At 41.7% G+C, this 15,885-nt stretch carries 8 protein-coding genes; 2 read left to right on the top strand and 6 right to left on the bottom strand.

Annotation, left to right across the window (positions count from 1 at the left end):
- Positions 1 to 3: 3 nt before the first annotated feature.
- Both ACILP5_RS00925 and ACILP5_RS00920 read right to left on the bottom strand, forming a co-directional pair.
- Positions 4 to 894: a TIM barrel protein gene (locus tag ACILP5_RS00925; protein ID WP_395616768.1), complete on the bottom strand. Its 891-nt coding sequence runs from the start codon at positions 892 to 894 to the stop codon at positions 4 to 6.
- Between the two features lie 57 nt (positions 895 to 951).
- Complete coding sequence (locus ACILP5_RS00920) at positions 952 to 2,865, bottom strand: alpha/beta fold hydrolase (protein ID WP_395616767.1); 1,914 nt, start codon at positions 2,863 to 2,865, stop codon at positions 952 to 954.
- Positions 2,866 to 2,897: 32 nt separating this feature from the next.
- Between ACILP5_RS00920 and ACILP5_RS00915 the strand changes: the two genes are divergently transcribed.
- A complete protein-coding gene (locus tag ACILP5_RS00915) occupies positions 2,898 to 3,971 on the top strand; it encodes a Gfo/Idh/MocA family protein (RefSeq protein ID WP_395616766.1) in 1,074 nt (357 codons plus the stop codon).
- 253 nt (positions 3,972 to 4,224) lie between these two features.
- Here the strand turns inward: ACILP5_RS00915 and ACILP5_RS00910 are convergent, their stop codons facing one another.
- Complete coding sequence (locus tag ACILP5_RS00910) at positions 4,225 to 6,258, bottom strand: prolyl oligopeptidase family serine peptidase (RefSeq protein ID WP_395616765.1); 2,034 nt, start codon at positions 6,256 to 6,258, stop codon at positions 4,225 to 4,227.
- Between the two features lie 57 nt (positions 6,259 to 6,315).
- Between ACILP5_RS00910 and ACILP5_RS00905 the strand changes: the two genes are divergently transcribed.
- The gene (locus tag ACILP5_RS00905) at positions 6,316 to 8,346 is read left to right on the top strand and encodes a M13 family metallopeptidase (RefSeq protein WP_395616764.1); all 2,031 of its coding nucleotides are present in this window, start codon (positions 6,316 to 6,318) and stop codon (positions 8,344 to 8,346) included.
- Between the two features lie 87 nt (positions 8,347 to 8,433).
- On the opposite strand, the gene ACILP5_RS00900 is transcribed toward ACILP5_RS00905, so the two are convergent.
- The 3 genes from ACILP5_RS00900 to ACILP5_RS00890 all read right to left on the bottom strand — a co-directional run bounded on the left by ACILP5_RS00900 (position 8,434) and on the right by ACILP5_RS00890 (position 15,562).
- Positions 8,434 to 10,845 carry a prolyl oligopeptidase family serine peptidase gene (locus ACILP5_RS00900; protein ID WP_395616763.1) on the bottom strand — a complete coding sequence of 804 codons (2,412 nt, stop codon included), beginning with the start codon at positions 10,843 to 10,845 and terminating at the stop codon, positions 8,434 to 8,436.
- Positions 10,846 to 10,912: 67 nt separating this feature from the next.
- Positions 10,913 to 12,400 (bottom strand): RagB/SusD family nutrient uptake outer membrane protein, encoded by a 1,488-nt coding sequence (locus tag ACILP5_RS00895; protein ID WP_395616762.1) that lies wholly within the window; start codon positions 12,398 to 12,400, stop codon positions 10,913 to 10,915.
- Between the two features lie 9 nt (positions 12,401 to 12,409).
- A complete protein-coding gene (locus ACILP5_RS00890; RefSeq protein WP_395616761.1) occupies positions 12,410 to 15,562 on the bottom strand; it encodes a SusC/RagA family TonB-linked outer membrane protein in 3,153 nt (1,050 codons plus the stop codon).
- Positions 15,563 to 15,885: the final 323 nt, after the last annotated feature.

The raw sequence follows: 15,885 nt of genomic DNA, 5'->3' as shown, positions 1-15,885 counted from the left end.
GGATTATAAAATTGCATCCAAAGCTTTCTTGCTAATGCGAAGGCTTTCGAAAGCGTCTTTCGGGAAGTCATGTTCTACAAAGAAGTGTTCTAATCCTCCTGATTTAGCCGCATCAAAAATGCGCTTGTAGTTAATGACACCCTCTCCTACTGGGAGAATATTTTTAAATTCTGAGTCAAAATCTTTGATATGGCATAAAGGGAAACGTCCCGGATGCTGCTTAAATAAAGCAGGTACATCCACGCCCGCCTTGGAAGCCCAACCTAAGTCTAATTCAAATTTCAATAAGTCTGCTGGAACCTGGGAGGTGAAAACGTCAAAGGCTTTTTGGCCTTCTACTACTTTAAATTCTGCATCATGGTTATGGTAGCAGAAAGTTAATCCTGCTTTCTTCGCTAATTCACCTACTTTATTCAGTGTAACAACAGCCTGAGAAACCTCGTCTTTCGTCTCTATCGGAATATTCGCACAAACCAAGTATTTCACACCTGCCTCTGCAGCATTATCTACTGCTTGCTGCGCGTCATCACGTAAATTCACCATTTTCGGGAAACGTGACATATCCATACCTGGACGCGGTTTTAGAGGAGCACCCACCACATGATGTGCCACCCAATTAAGACCCAAATCTGTATTAATAGCCTTGAACTCTTTCCCTTTCATTCCATAAAAACCGGGTAACATACTGAAGGCTGATTCGATCTCCGTGTAGCCGAGTTCTGCGATTTTCTGCAGATTGCCTTTCACATCTTGGTCGAATTTGCCAAAGAAGGTAAACAATTGAATACCGACTGGACGACTTGTGAAGGTTTGGGCAGATAAAAACCGAGGAGCAAAAACGCTAGCCGCTAGGAATGCGCTAGACTGTTGTAAAAATTTTCTTCTCGAGTTCATAAAAAATAGGTTTAGAGGTAATGGTTCAAAGTTAATGTATTTTATTGATACAATAAATTATTTTTTCCATTTATCTCCAAAAACCGATTTAAAAGTAAAGTCAGCAGCTTTCAAAGAGGTATTGTTTTTATGCCATGTATAGTCCCCCCCATCGCGGTGAGAACCCGAATAATACACGCGATGCCCCCAATTGAGCACCCGATCGCCCGATTGGTAGATTGGTGCATCAGCCATGTTTTTATCAAAGGAACAGTTGAACAAATAAAATTGAGCTTCCCGGTGGTAGCGACCTAATTTATATCCCAGATCACCCATGAAGCGACAATTCTTTAATACCGTCTTCGCATTTTGATCTCCCAATCCATCATGCCAAATAGCAGCACTTGTATTATGGCACACAAATGTGCAGTTTTCAGCTAAGGCATAACCGCGCGGACAATACAAATCTACTCCCCCTTCGATTAAACAGTCATTCAAATAATACATTCCGGTATTCACATCCCACGGACTCATCGTATCGCCTCCGCCTGATTGCAAGGTGCAATGCTCAAAAGACAATCTTGTTGCCCCTGGCATCGTCCGAACCGCAAATTGGTGACCATCCACACGGACGATCTTCTCCCCTTCTTTCTCTCCTTTCTCGCGAGGAAGCGCATATTTCTGAACAGTCGTGTTCGTTTCTTTACCTGCTTCGTTTAAACATGGGATAGTTACGTCCTTGGTAGCCGTAAATCCATACTCATTAATAACCGTGAGGTTCGTAAACGAAAGATCATGGCCCTTGATATTCAACACGCCTGCGCCATAATCATCTGGATTAGAACAACGCCAAATATCCCGTGCAATCGACTCCTGTATCACCACTCCCTCCCTACTTTCTCCTGTAAAACTCAAGTGGTGCTTTAATGAATCGATGAAAACCTTTTCTCGATAGTGCCCATTTTTGATAAATATCTCTTGACCTGGACGCGCGGAATCCACGGCTGATTGTATCGTTTTGAATTCAGTCCCCACCACTAAACGCTTCTTCATAAAGCGATCCATCCGATCCACCACTTGGTTAAACCAGTGATTCATTAAAACGAAGGTATGAGGTGCTTTTTCAAACGTATAATATTCCGTATGGATCCCAAATCCTGCCATTTTATTCATAAAATCTGTTCGGCCTGCGTGCATTCTATCTACACCAGAATTCAAAAATAAGACAGGAGGATCCCCTTTAGTGACATGACTTAAGGCCGAACCCTCTTTCCATATCGCTTCGCCATCCTTTTTATTATAGCCAAAATAATAGGTAGCTGCCGAGGTGCGTTTGCTATCATCACCTTCCCCTGACTCTGAATGAATAAAGGCTAAAATTCCATCAATATCAATTACTCCAGCCAGTTTCACCCCTTTACCATAGGTGTTTTCATCTTGAACAGATCCCAATAGCGCAGCCATTTGGCCCCCAGCTGAATAACCCGCTACATAGATTTCTCCTACATTCTTTCGTTTATCTACCCACTGCAAGGCTGCCTGCGCATCCAGCATGGCCGCTGGATATAAAGCTTCTGTGGATAATCGGTATTCCACTAGAAATACGCGATAACCGCGATCAGCCAGTGCTTTTGCTAAGGGAATATGCTGTGAGCGATGACCCGTTCGCCAGCCTCCCCCATGAAAGAAAACAAGCGCAGGTAGCACGCGAGAGGTTGAAATCGCATATTCATCTACTGCTAATTTTCTCTTTCCTATTACTTTGTACACTGAACTTTGAACTTTGCTCTTTGAACTTTGAAAATCAGTCAGCCGCACCGTGGGATCCTCTTTCAATAGACTCCGCCAAGCAGAATAGTTTGCAAAGGACGTATCAGGTTTCCCAGTTATACCTGATTTGTCTTGGGCTTGAAGGGACCAGGAACTTAATAGAAATAAAATAAGGAGTTTGCGCATAAATTGTAAAGGGGAAGATTCGATTTTTCTAATCATTCTTCCTAATTTACGACTCTAAATCGATTAATATGAAAAATATACGCGTGCTCGTGGTGGGTTGCGGAAACATGGGAGCCTCCCATGCGAAAGCCTACCAAAACGTTGCCGGATTTGAAATTTGCGGACTCGTTTCACCGGGAAATAGCAAAGAAGTATTAAATGAAGCATTAGGTGGGGGCCAAAAGCTCTACAGCGACTACTATACCGCCCTTGCCGATTCAAAGCCAGATGCGGTTTGCATCTCCACTTACCCAGATACGCACGAAGCTTATTCCATCGCAGCCCTTGAGGCCGGGTGCCATGTATTCCTAGAAAAACCTATTGCAGATTCTTTAGCCGGAGCGATTCGCGTCGCTGAAGCGGTACAGAAAAGTGGCAAGAAACTCGTGGTGGGCTATATTTTACGCCACCATCCCTCTTGGATTAAATTTATAGAGATCGCAAAGACAATGGGAAAACCTCTTGTTATGCGCATGAATCTCAACCAACAGTCACATGGATACATGTGGGATGTTCACCGCAATTTGATGAAATCTCTAAGTCCTATCGTGGATTGTGGTGTTCATTATATCGATGTGATGTGCCAAATGACTCGCTCTAAACCCTTACGCGTTTCAGCGATCGGCGCTCGAATGACAGAAGATATTCCTGCCGGAAATTATAATTATGGTCAGCTTCAAATCCATTTTGAAGACGGATCCGTGGGCTGGTACGAAGCCGGCTGGGGACCGATGATCTCGCAGAATGCGTATTTTGTGAAAGATGTTTTTGGCCCAAAAGGCTCTGTTTCCATCGTCGCTAAAAATGCCGGAGGCGAAGGCAAATCAGATGATGTGGAATCACACACCAAAACCGAATCACTTCGCGTTCACCATGCAGACATCGATGCAAAAAATGAATTCACAAAAGACGACGAATGGGTCAATCTAACCGATGAACCAGACCACCAAGGCCTTTGTGATCGCGAGCAGGCCTATTTCCTCCGTGCCATTCAAGACAACGTAGATCTAACTGATCACGTAGAAGATGCGGTTAACAGTCTTCGAATCGCCTTTGCTTGCGATGAGTCGGTAAGGACGGGGGAGATGATCAGTATACGGTAGTCGGTAATCGGTATCCGGTAGTCGGTAGTCAGTAATCGGTATCCAGTAATCGGTAGTCAGTATCCGGTAATCGGTAGTCGGTAATCGGTATCCAGTATTCGGTGTCCGGTAATCGGTATCCGGTGTCCGGTAGTCGGTAATCGGTGGTCGGTAGTAGGCAGTATAACATAAACCGACCACTGGTTACTGACTACTAGCTACTGATTACTATTTACCGGCTACTGACTACCGACTACTGGCTACTAACAACTTACTATTTCAAGTAAGTTGCTAGCCAGTTTTGTATCTCCGCATAATGAAACTTCGAGTTGTCTGGGTTCAGGATCCAGTGGTTCTCTCCAGGGAAAACAATCAACTTAGATGGAATCTGTAAACGCTGATGAATGCTCCAATTTTCTAAGGTATTGTTAATAGGTACGCGGTAGTCATTCTCGCCTACGGTTAAGAGCATGGGCGTTTTGAAGTTGGCAGCGAAGCGCATCGGATTTTGTTCTTTCCACGTTTTGGTCGGTACCCAAGGTGCTCCACCATTCATTAATTCTCTGCCCCAAATCACATCGGATGTTCCCCATTGTGCTTCGGAATTCACTAAGCCAGCGTGTGAAATCAAACATTTATAATGAGCCGTAGACGCTTGCATCCAGTTTGCTAAGTGACCTCCGTAGGAGGCACCACCCGCTGCTTGTTTGCTTCCATCTATATAAGAAAAGCGTTTGATGGCATCGGCTGCGGCTTCTTGGATTTCTTGGCCCGGACCTTTGAAGGGATCAAACTGAATATCTTGGGCAAATTTCTCGCCATACCCTATGGAACCCGTGTAGTCTGTCATCACAATTACATAACCAGCTGAACCTAAAATATAAGGATTCCAACGGTAGCCGAATACGTCCTTGAAAGAACTGGCTGGTCCTCCGTGCATTAATACGAATAGGGGATATTTCTTAGAGGAATCAAAACCCGTCGGCTTCAAAACCACCGAGCGGATGTTTTTTCCTCGAGATGATTTAGTCCAAATCACCTCCGGCTTTACTAAATCTAAACCGGCTAGTACCGCATCGTTTGCCTTTGAAATGGCTTTCAAAGAACCATTTACAGAGGCCCACACTTCTGGAGGAGTTGCCATGTTTTGGTATTGATAGGCAAAAACTCGCGGATTGGTAGATAAACTTAATGCAGAGAAGGATCCCGTTTCAGCGCCTAGAACCGGTTTTACTGATCCATCACTAATTGAAATTTCGACGATTCGATCTACACCTTGGTCTTCAATACTAGCATAGATTGATGAACCGGCCATTTCCATATCGTTGATGGGACGATCGAGGGTGGCGGCTAGCTCTTTTTTGGCTGAATTAGTAGAGGCATCAAAACGGTAAACGCGATTCAAGTAATACAATTTATTCCCATTAGCAGAACCGGTCGCAATCAAATATTTCCCGTCTTCAGTGTATTCCACGGATGAATAATCTGTCTCATCACTCACGAGGGCGGTTTCCTTTCCGCCAGAGATACTAACTGAATAAATATTCGATTTCGAAGATTGATAGGCAGTAGTATTGTATTCCGTAGTGGCCGTGAACACGACTGATTTTCCATCTGGGCTGAAATGATAAGAACCTAAACGAAAACCAGGAGATTGAACGAGTGAAATATCTTTCATTAAATTCACGGGTTGAGCTCCGGCCTTTAATTCCATAGCGAAAATATGACTCTGCTTTTCGTCTAACCAAGCATCCCAATAACGCACGGGGAAGGATTGGTAGACACGAGCTTTGGTCTTAATTTTTTTCTTTTCATCTGCTAACTTTTTGCTAGTAGAATCCGTGAAAGCGGTAGGAAAAACACGACTGGAGAAAATGATGCGAGATCCATCGGAAGAGAACTTTACATCGCTCACGCCGGTTGACAAAGTGGTTAAACGTTGGGCTTCTCCTCCAGCTAAGGGAAGAACGTATAATTGAGGGACGTCATCGCCGTCTCTTTTGGCAATAAAATAAATTTTATCAGAAGCCGCTGACCATTGGTAATTGTCCTCGCCTCCTTTTGAATTGGTTAATTTTCGAGGCTCAGTGGAACCGTCTGTAGATGCAATCCATAAGTCCGAAGTTTGCTCCTCAAGATTATAGGAAGTTTCTATTCGGGAATAAATGAGGTGACGTCCATCGGGGGAAATTTTAGGCGCTCCGATCTTTTTAAATTTGATCATGATCTCATGGGTCATGGGCTTTTGGCCATTCATAGAGAGGCTAAATGCCAAAAAGCAGGACAGTAATAATAACAATTTCTTCATATCGGTAGTTTAGAATCCTTAAATTAATTAATTTACTGCCACAACAACCTTTTTCAAATGAAAAATAAATACTATCAACTACTTATGGCTGGTACGCTTTTAGTCAGCAGCAGCCTTTATGCCCAAGAAAAACCGGGAAAATTCATCGACAGAGATAATATGAATTTCAGCGTTAAACCTGGAGATGACTTCATGGAATACGCAAATGGTCCATGGATCAGAAAAAATCCTATCCCTGCTAAAGAAACCCGCTGGGGAAGTTTTAACCAATTACGCGATTTCAATATCAATGCGGTTAAAACAATTTTAGACGGTTTAAAAGGTACCAATGCCGCTCCAGGCTCTATTGAGAGAAGAGTTGCTGATTTTTATTCGGCAGCTATGGACAGTGTAACTATCGAAAAATTAGGATACACTCCTATTCAAGCCGATTTACAACACATCGCCGGCTTAAAATTCAAATCTCAAATCGTTACAGAGATTGCAAGAATGCGCTCTACCGGCGCTGGTTCTCCCCTATTTAGCTTTTACATCGGTCAAGACCGTAAAAATGTGGAGAAAATGGTTCCACAATTAGGTCAAGGTGGTACTTCCCTTCCTGATCGTGACAATTACCTAAAGAATGATCCACGCAGCTTAAAAATCCAAGAGGCTTTCAAAAAATATGTAACGACGCTATTTACTTTAACAGGTACACCAGAGGCACAAGCGAAAGCAAATGCGGAGACTGTTTTCCAATTAGAGAAGAAATTAGCGGAGGCTCAAATGGCCCGCGTAGAGATGCGTGATCCTTACAAAACCTACAACAAATTTGCCTTCGCAGATTTCAGTCAAAAGACGCCTGCATTCAACTGGGCATTGACTTTCCAAGACTTTGGAACAACAGCTCCTGATTCTATCTTAGTAGGTGCGCCTAAATTCTTCGAAGCGGCGAACAAATTATTGATCGAGACTCCTGTTGAAACTTGGAAGACGTATTTAACATGGAACTTGTTGCGTGGTAGCGCTGGGTATTTAAGCTCTCCTTTCGTGAAAGCAAGTTTTGCCTATTCACAAGTATTATCAGGCCAAAAAGTTCAAACACCTAGATGGCAACGTATGTCCTCTATGACAGACGGTACCTTGGGTGAGTTATTAGGTCAGATTTATGTAGCCAAATACTTCAAGCCTGAGGCGAAAGCGAGAATGGTTGAATTAGTGGCTAACCTACGTAAAGCTTTTGCGGTTCGCATCAATAAATTGGATTGGATGAGCACGGAGACAAAAGAAAAGGCTTTAGCAAAATTAAATGCCTTTACTCCTAAAATCGGATATCCTGACAAATGGAAGACCTACGATGGTTTAGAAATCAGTGGAGCTGAGTTTTATGGAAATGTTCGCCGTGCAGGCGCTTGGGGCTTCCAAGAAAACCTAGCACAATTAGGCAAACCAATTGACAGAAGCAAATGGGGCATGACTCCTCCAACAGTAAACGCCTATTACAGCCCAGTGATGAACGAAATCGTATTCCCAGCTGGTATCTTACAATTCCCTTTCTTCGCGGCTGACGCAGATGATGCGATTAACTATGGTGGAATCGGTGCGGTAATCGGCCACGAAATGTCACACGGATTTGATGATTCAGGTAGCCAATACGATAAAGATGGAACGCTTCGTAACTGGTGGACAAAAGACGATTTAGCGAAGTTCAAGGCTAGAACTGAACTTTTAGGCAAGCAATTTGATGCGTATACAGTTCAAGATACCATCCATGTAAATGGTAAGTTAACGATGGGAGAAAACATCGGAGATTTAGGTGGTTTGAATATGGCTTATGAGGCATTCAAGATGACGAAGCAAGGAAAGGCATCGAAGAAAATCGACGGATTATCTCCAGACCAACGTTTCTTCTTAGCTTGGGCTCAAGTTTGGAGAGGTTCATCGCTACCAGAATCAGAGGTACAACAAGTACAAACGGATCCTCACTCGCCTAACCAATACCGTACGATTGGAGCTCCTGTGAATATGGACGCATGGTACACGGCATTCGGTGTGAAGCCAGGTGATAAGTTGTATAAGAAGCCGGAAGATCGAATTAAGATTTGGTAATTCTCTGGAATAGAGATAAGAGAGTATAGAGTAGAGATATAAAAAAAGGCGACCCTGCGGGTCGCCTCTTTTTTGTTAAACTTTCTCTTACTTCACGTATTTTTCTAACCATTGGAATTGCTCCCATAGCATATGCAATACGTTTTCTTTTCCACGGTAGCTGTGCGCTTCATAAGGCAGATAGACAAAGCGAGTTGTTCCACCGTTACCTTTCAAGGCAGCATATAAACGCTCTGAGTTAATTGGGAAAGTTCCTGTATTATCATCTTGCTCACCGTGTACTAATAAAATAGGCTCTTTGATTTTATCCGCAAAGCTGAATGGACTCATATCAAAGTACAATTGCGGAGCTTGCCAGTAGGTACGATCTTCATTTTGGAAACCAAATGGTGTCAACGTACGATTATATGCCCCACTACGCGCAATACCTGCTTTAAAAAGATCGGTGTGCGCTAATAAATTTGCCGTCATAAAAGCACCATAACTGTGACCACCTACGGCCATGCGCTTGCGATCGCCCACGCCTAAAGAAACCAAGTAATCAATGGCTGCCGAAGCATTTAATTTTAATTGATCCACGAAGTTATCGTTTGGCTTCTTGTTAGCATCCGTAGACACAATTGGCATTTCAGCATTATCTAAAATAGCATAACCTTGTGTCGCATAATAAATGGGCGATGCCCAGCTTAACATGGTAAATCGATCCTTGCTTCCCCGAATTTGCGCAGCATCTGCAGCTGAATTAAATTCACGAGGATAAGCCCAAATCAATACGGGTAAGGGACCATCTTTCTCTTTGTTATAGCCTTTAGGTAAATACAAGTCGCCAGTTAAATCAACGCCATCTGCCCGCTTGTACTTGATTTTCTCCTTAGTAATTCCCACTAAATTAGGATAAGGATTCTCAAATTGAGTTAACGCTTTATCTTGTGCAGGGTTTAACAAATTTTTGATGAAATAATTAGGCACCTCCGTTTGGGATTCTTTTCTACTTAAAACGATCAATTTATCTGCATCAATAACCTCTTCCACTTGCTCAAAATAACCCGGTTTAGCACGCCAAACGATCTCGTTCTTCTTCGTCGCTAGATCAAACTTTGCGATAAACGGCAGATCCCCCTGATCGGATGATCCCACTGGATTGTTCATCAAAATTTTAGTTCCGTTATCCGTAAATTGAATCACATCACGACCTAACGCATTTTTTGTCAACACTGGACTTCCCGGATTGCGGTAAGCATCGGTAATGTTTCGCTCATACAAAACGTCCATTGTTCCATCAGCCGGAGAATAACGACTTACTTTAGACGTTTGCTTACCACGTAAAACCTCCGTCACTAAAGCGACTTTATTATTTCCCCAAATCACGTTAGAAAAACGAGTCTTTGTTTTAAACAATTCTTTTGCCTCTTGAGTGAAGGGAGCTGATATCGAATATACCGCATCATGAAACTCTACTTGCTTCTTAATAAAACCACTATCTAATGGCATAGCATATACCAAAGATGCTGGCTCATCATCTCTCCAATCAAATCCTCTTGGCACATTTTGTACGTTATCATTTCCAGATGGAGCGCTTTCAGCAGAAGGTAATTTGGCAATTTCTTTGATCATTTTTCCGTCCAAATCAAGCACTTTCACCGTCGTAGGAAATCCATAGGCAGGTACTGCATAAGAGAAAGGCTTGGCTACGGAACGCGTCAAAATATAGCGACGATCCGGAGATAATTGGAAGGAATTGAAAAGAGACGGTTCCCCTATTTTCTTATTCACCCCATTCTTATAAACGACTAATTGGGCCTCCGCGTAATAGGCAAAAAGACTTTCGTCATAGGGAGATTTTATTAAATCCTGAAAGGTAGGTCTTGGCGCCGCTTTACCTACATTCTGCTGAATCGTAGGTCCTTTAGGAGTAATTGGACGCTTAGGAGCACCTGCTGCATCATGTGTGGTTACTTTGTAAAGAATCGATTGATCATCTACCCATGTAAACGCATTTCCTAAGACTTGATTTAAGGGAGCGTTGTTTATACGAGTGGCTTTTTTCGAAGCTATATCGATCACATATAAATCGACGCCGTTTACTTCTATTTGGGCGAACGCAATCTTAGTCTCAGATGGATTCCAAGAGATGGATCCCACTGTCAGGTTTTTAGGCAATCCTGAGATTTCAATTTTTGTGCCGGTACGAATAGTTTGAAGGGTTATACTGCTGATTGGACTTTGGCGAGATGGAGAAAAATTTAGGGGATTCAAGCGAAGACCCGCAATTTTCATCTCGGGTTGTCCTAATTCTTCTACCGTAGGATACGAGTTACGACCTAATAAAAGCAGGTATTCCGCCTTGGAATCAATTCGTACAAGAGGTGTAGGTTTGGCTAAAACTAAATCTGCAATCGCTTTAGGTGGCAATTGATAGGCATCAGCATCTTGAGCTTTCAGGGCAGAGTGCGAGAATAGTAACACGCTAAGCGCGACTAAAATAGTTGATTTTTTCATAGTATAGAATAGATATAAACAAAAAAGGGTGGCTAATAAATTAGCCACCCTTAAATTACAAAATAAATTATAACGGATTCTGTACGATCGTTGTATTCGCATTAATCTCACGACGTGGGATCACGAACTCCCAACGTACATCCCCAGGAGCCACATCAAATAGTAAGGCAACTGAAGCAATAGCGTTCGTTCCATTTCTATTTAAAGGCGCATTAGTACGCTTTAGGTCAAAGAAACGATGTCCCTCACCCCAAAGTTCAATACGACGTTGAATTAAAATATCGTTGATCAATGCAACACCTGATTTAGTAGACTGAACATAGTTCGGGTCTCTTACTTTCACTAAATCGAATAATACTTTAGAAGCTCCCGCCGCATCATTTAAACGTGCTTTAGCTTCTGCTTCGATCAAATACATCTCTGCAGCGCGCATGTAAGGAACATCGCCCATAGCTGAGGTAGAAGGTGTACCTGGCAATCTGAATTTCTGATTCAACCACTTAGGGCGAACACCCCCTGGAGGAATTACTGAGTTCGTCGCCGTAGGGGTTTCTACCCACATTTTTGATCTAACGTCCGTTGCTGGAATTTGAGCATATAACAAGTTGTTAATTACGTTAGGATACGTTCTGATAACAGTTGAGTTATAGTTACAAGAATTATAAGAGTGGTATCCACCAAAAAACTCAGACTGATCTTCTAAGTGATCAAAACCCCACATCCATTCTGAATTCGAAATATCTTGAAATCCATCTTGGTATTGTGTTGCTGTCATAGGAACATACCCAGCACGAGCCTCAGCTGCAAACTTAGACGCATTAGCCCAATCTTGTTGTACTAAAGCCACGCGAGCTTGTAATCCTTTTACCACACTAAGATTTATGTGTGACTTATTTAAGCGCGAAATAGTAAGTAATGTCGCAGCCTCTGCTAAATCCTTATTAATCTGAGTATATACTTCCTCCACCGTATTACGAGGAATACCAGCTGTAGTCGGTTCTAACACTAAAGGAACTCCTAATTGTGCATTAGGCTTAGCCGCTGCATCATAGCGCTTTCCATACAACTGCACTAAATTAAAGTAACCGAAAGCACGTAAAGCTAGAGCTTCACCTTTTAACGCATTACGTTCCGCCGCAGGACCTACCGCTTTATCAATGTTAGCAATACCAATATTAGCATTACCAATGATACGGTAGTACATCTCCCAAGGAAACTGAGACATAACATTAACGTCTGTACGGTGTGCGACCCATCTTGTTTCATTCGCATGCCAACCATTTGTTCCGGCTGTTGTACCAATGATTAAATCTTCTCCCAATTTATCTAGGATGATCATCATCGCAGGATGACCTGAGTGACCTTGAGAACTTAAATAACGTACGACAAAAGAACGGTAAATACCGTTAACTGCTGCAGATGCGTTCTTAGTAGTGGCATAAGCAGACCCTGCATCGATACTCGCCGTCGGCTTTGTATCTAAATACGCTTCCTCGCATGAAGTAAATAAAATGGCGAAGACTAGCGAAAAGTAAACTAAATATTTCTTTTTCATGATTCTATATTATAACGAGAATGATAGACCTAATACTAATGACTTCGCTGGACTGTACACATTACTTGTTGTTCCACCAAAGTTCTGTTGCACGTTCATCCCACTACGACGGGATAACATTAAGAAGTTTTCACCACTCACATATACCTGTGCATTATCAATTTTTAAACGATTCATCACAGATTTTGGTAAACGATAAGATAAAGTTACCGTACGAATATTCATGAAACTACCATCGATTAACCAACGATCTGATGCAGCATCAAAATCCGCTGTTCTACCAGCGTCCATACGTGGCACATTAGTAATATCACCTGGGTTAACCCAACGCTTTAAGATATCTTCGTGTTTCGCATTGTGGTAACCAGCACCCATTAAACTAGCATAGGCACCATCATAAATTTTACCACCTAATTGGTACACCATCAAAGCTGTTAAAGAGAAGCCCTTGTAACGTAATGATGTATTAACAGAACCTGTTAAATCTGGAATAGATGTTCCATTATAACCAAAGCGAGCATTAGAAATGTTGTTAGTCAACGTATCTCCATTAGCTGTAATTCTAGAGTTAGCCGGAACAAAAGCGATAGCGCGGTACTCAGCTACACCATTTTCTGGATTAACTCCTTTGTACTCACGTAACCAATAATCATAAAGAGAACGATTTTCTGCTAATTTCTTAGTACCATCAATAATCTCCTTACTTTCTGCAGGCATCTTAGTGATTTTGTTCTCTAATTTAGTAGCATTGAAATCTACATTCCAAACAAAATCCTTCGTTCTGATTAAATCAGCTGCTAACTGTAATTCGATACCACGATTGTACATGGATCCAATATTTCTAGTCTCAGTTCCGATACCCACCGATAAAGGAAGAGGTACTGCGAAAATCAAATTAGTAGATTGACGATCAAAGTATTCAATAGTACCTGAAACTCTGTTTTTGAATAAACCGAATTCTAAGGCCACATCAAAAGCAGTATTTGTTTCCCACTCTAAGGATTTACTTCCTAGAGAAGATTGAAGAATTCCTGGCTCTAAGGCATTATTCCAACCTAAAGCGTACAATGGCTGCCATGCATAGTTGCTGATACCGCCATCGTTACCTGTTTGACCCCATGAACTTCTTAATTTCAAGTTATCAATGAAAGTTAATTCCTTGATGAAATCTTCTTGATCTAAACGCCATGCAGCTGAAGCAGAATAGAATGTTCCCCAACGCTTGTCTTGGTAGAACTTAGATGAACCATCACGACGCGCTGAAACCGAAACAAAGTATTTCGAATCATAGTCATAGTTTAAACGAGAGAAGAAACCTTCAACACGACGAATATCAAATTGAGATGTCAAGTTCGTTGTTGTAGTGAAGTTAATTAACTCATAATTACCATCTAAGATCTGTTGTGAACGAGATCCATCTAATGTATTACTTACCAAGTTGTAGTTTTCATGACCTAAAAGGGCATCCACCGTGTGCTTTCCAAACGAATGATTATAAGTCAACGTTTGTGATAAGTTATAGTTTGTAATATTATCAAATGTATTTGATGCACGACCTGCTGGAGCTCCATCACCAATTTCTGGGTTACCAAAAACAATTGAATTCGCGTTCGTGATATCCACACCGATGTTATTCGTGAATTTGAAATCTTTCAAGAAAGAGATCTCACCGTAAGCACGACCACCTAGTAAGTTTCTGCGGAAGAAGTTTTCGTTCAATTCCGTTTCAGCCACTACGTGACGACCACCATATTGTGGACGGTTAGATAATCCCAATGCGCTTAAGTTACCATAATCATAACGGCGGCTTCCATTCTCAAGTTTCAAGAATTGGCCAGGATTAGCTGGATCATATGCATGAACAGGATAAATAGGTGCAATACCACGCGTAAAGAAGAATGGATTCACAAAAGAAGTTCCTCCATCAGCAGTAGACTGATTCGAATTAATAACGGTTGTGTTCATGTTAGCCCCTACTTTGAACCAATTGTTCATTTGAGAATTGACATTTAAACGAGCCGTAAAACGATCATAATCAGACTTAATTTGATATCCTTTATCGTTCAAATAAGATACAGACAAGAAGTAATCTGATTTTCCGTTAGATCCAGAAAAGTTAGCATTAACCTCATCACGAATACCTTGACGCATTACAGCCTTCTCCCAGTTTAAATCATCTGCACTATAAATCATTTGAGCAGACGGATTTAATTTACCATCTGTACCTACTAATTGCGCGAAAGGCACATTATATACATTGTATCCCGCACCCACAATAGCACCTAAGCCAGCAGAAGCAGTTGTGTTTGCCGTTGCAATAGGCACTGGACTTGCAGCACGGTAAGCCAAGTTATTTCTATTTGCTTCCCACATTAAAGGATAGTAATCAGCAGCTCCTACGCGGTTGTACTCAGGAAGAGCACGCGTATTGAAACCTTTAGTGTAGCGAATATTAATCGTATTTTTTCCTTTTGAACCTTTTTTAGTGGTTACCATTACAACACCATTCGCAGCACGAGCACCATATAATGCAGTAGACGCAGCATCCTTCAAAACAGTAATCGACTCAATGTCGTCATTGTTTAAGTTTGCAATACTTGCAGAGTACGGAACACCATCCACTACATACAAAGGATCGTTTGAAGATGAAATCGAACCGAAACCACGGATACGAACTGCAGGAGCAGATCCTGGTTGTCCACTTGTTGAAGTTGTTGTAACCCCGGGAGCGATACCTTCTAATGCTTGACCAATATTTGTGATCGGTCTAACCCCTAATTTCTCAGCACTAACTTTAGCTGAGGAACCAGTAAATGAAGATTTTTTTGCTGTTCCAAAGGTAGTGACAACCACTTCATCTAACGTAGACGCAGACGATGCTAAAGAAACATTAATAACGGTACGGTTACCCACTCGAACTTCTTGAGGAGTATAGCCTACCGAACTAACGATTAGAACTGATGTTGATGAAACAGTCAGTTTAAATGAACCTTCAGCATCCGTATTTGTACCTCTGCTGGTTCCTTTGATAGAAACGGTAACTCCCGGTAAAGACATTCCATCTTCTCCGGTAACCTTTCCCGTAATTGATCTGTCTTGTGCTTGCAGTGGAACCATCGCCACTAACCACAAGAAGATACTTACTAGTAATGTTTTTTTCATAATTGTTTTTTTTAATTGAAGGATAATGTAATGAGGGGTCGAAATTATAGTTTAATTCAAAATTTAACAATTAAATAATCAAATAGTTTTCATTAAAGGCATTTATATAAGCAATTAGACGAAATCATTTGGCAAAAACGGCAATTAGCCATCTAGTATTTAGCAAAAGGGAGGAATATCCTTTAAATAAACGCTTATTGAATTTATTTAAAAAAAAGAGGGATCAAGCTGTAGCTTACCCCCTCTTTTAATTGATTCGCACCAAGATGAAATTTTCTACTTGATTTTTAGCTTTTATACCAAATTAGGATTCACCTCGTCTT

Source organism: Aquirufa sp. (assembly GCF_044239315.1).
Classification (GTDB): domain Bacteria; phylum Bacteroidota; class Bacteroidia; order Cytophagales; family Spirosomataceae; genus Aquirufa.
Note: the sequence above shows the minus strand (reverse complement) of the source record. Positions and strands in the feature narration are given on the sequence as shown.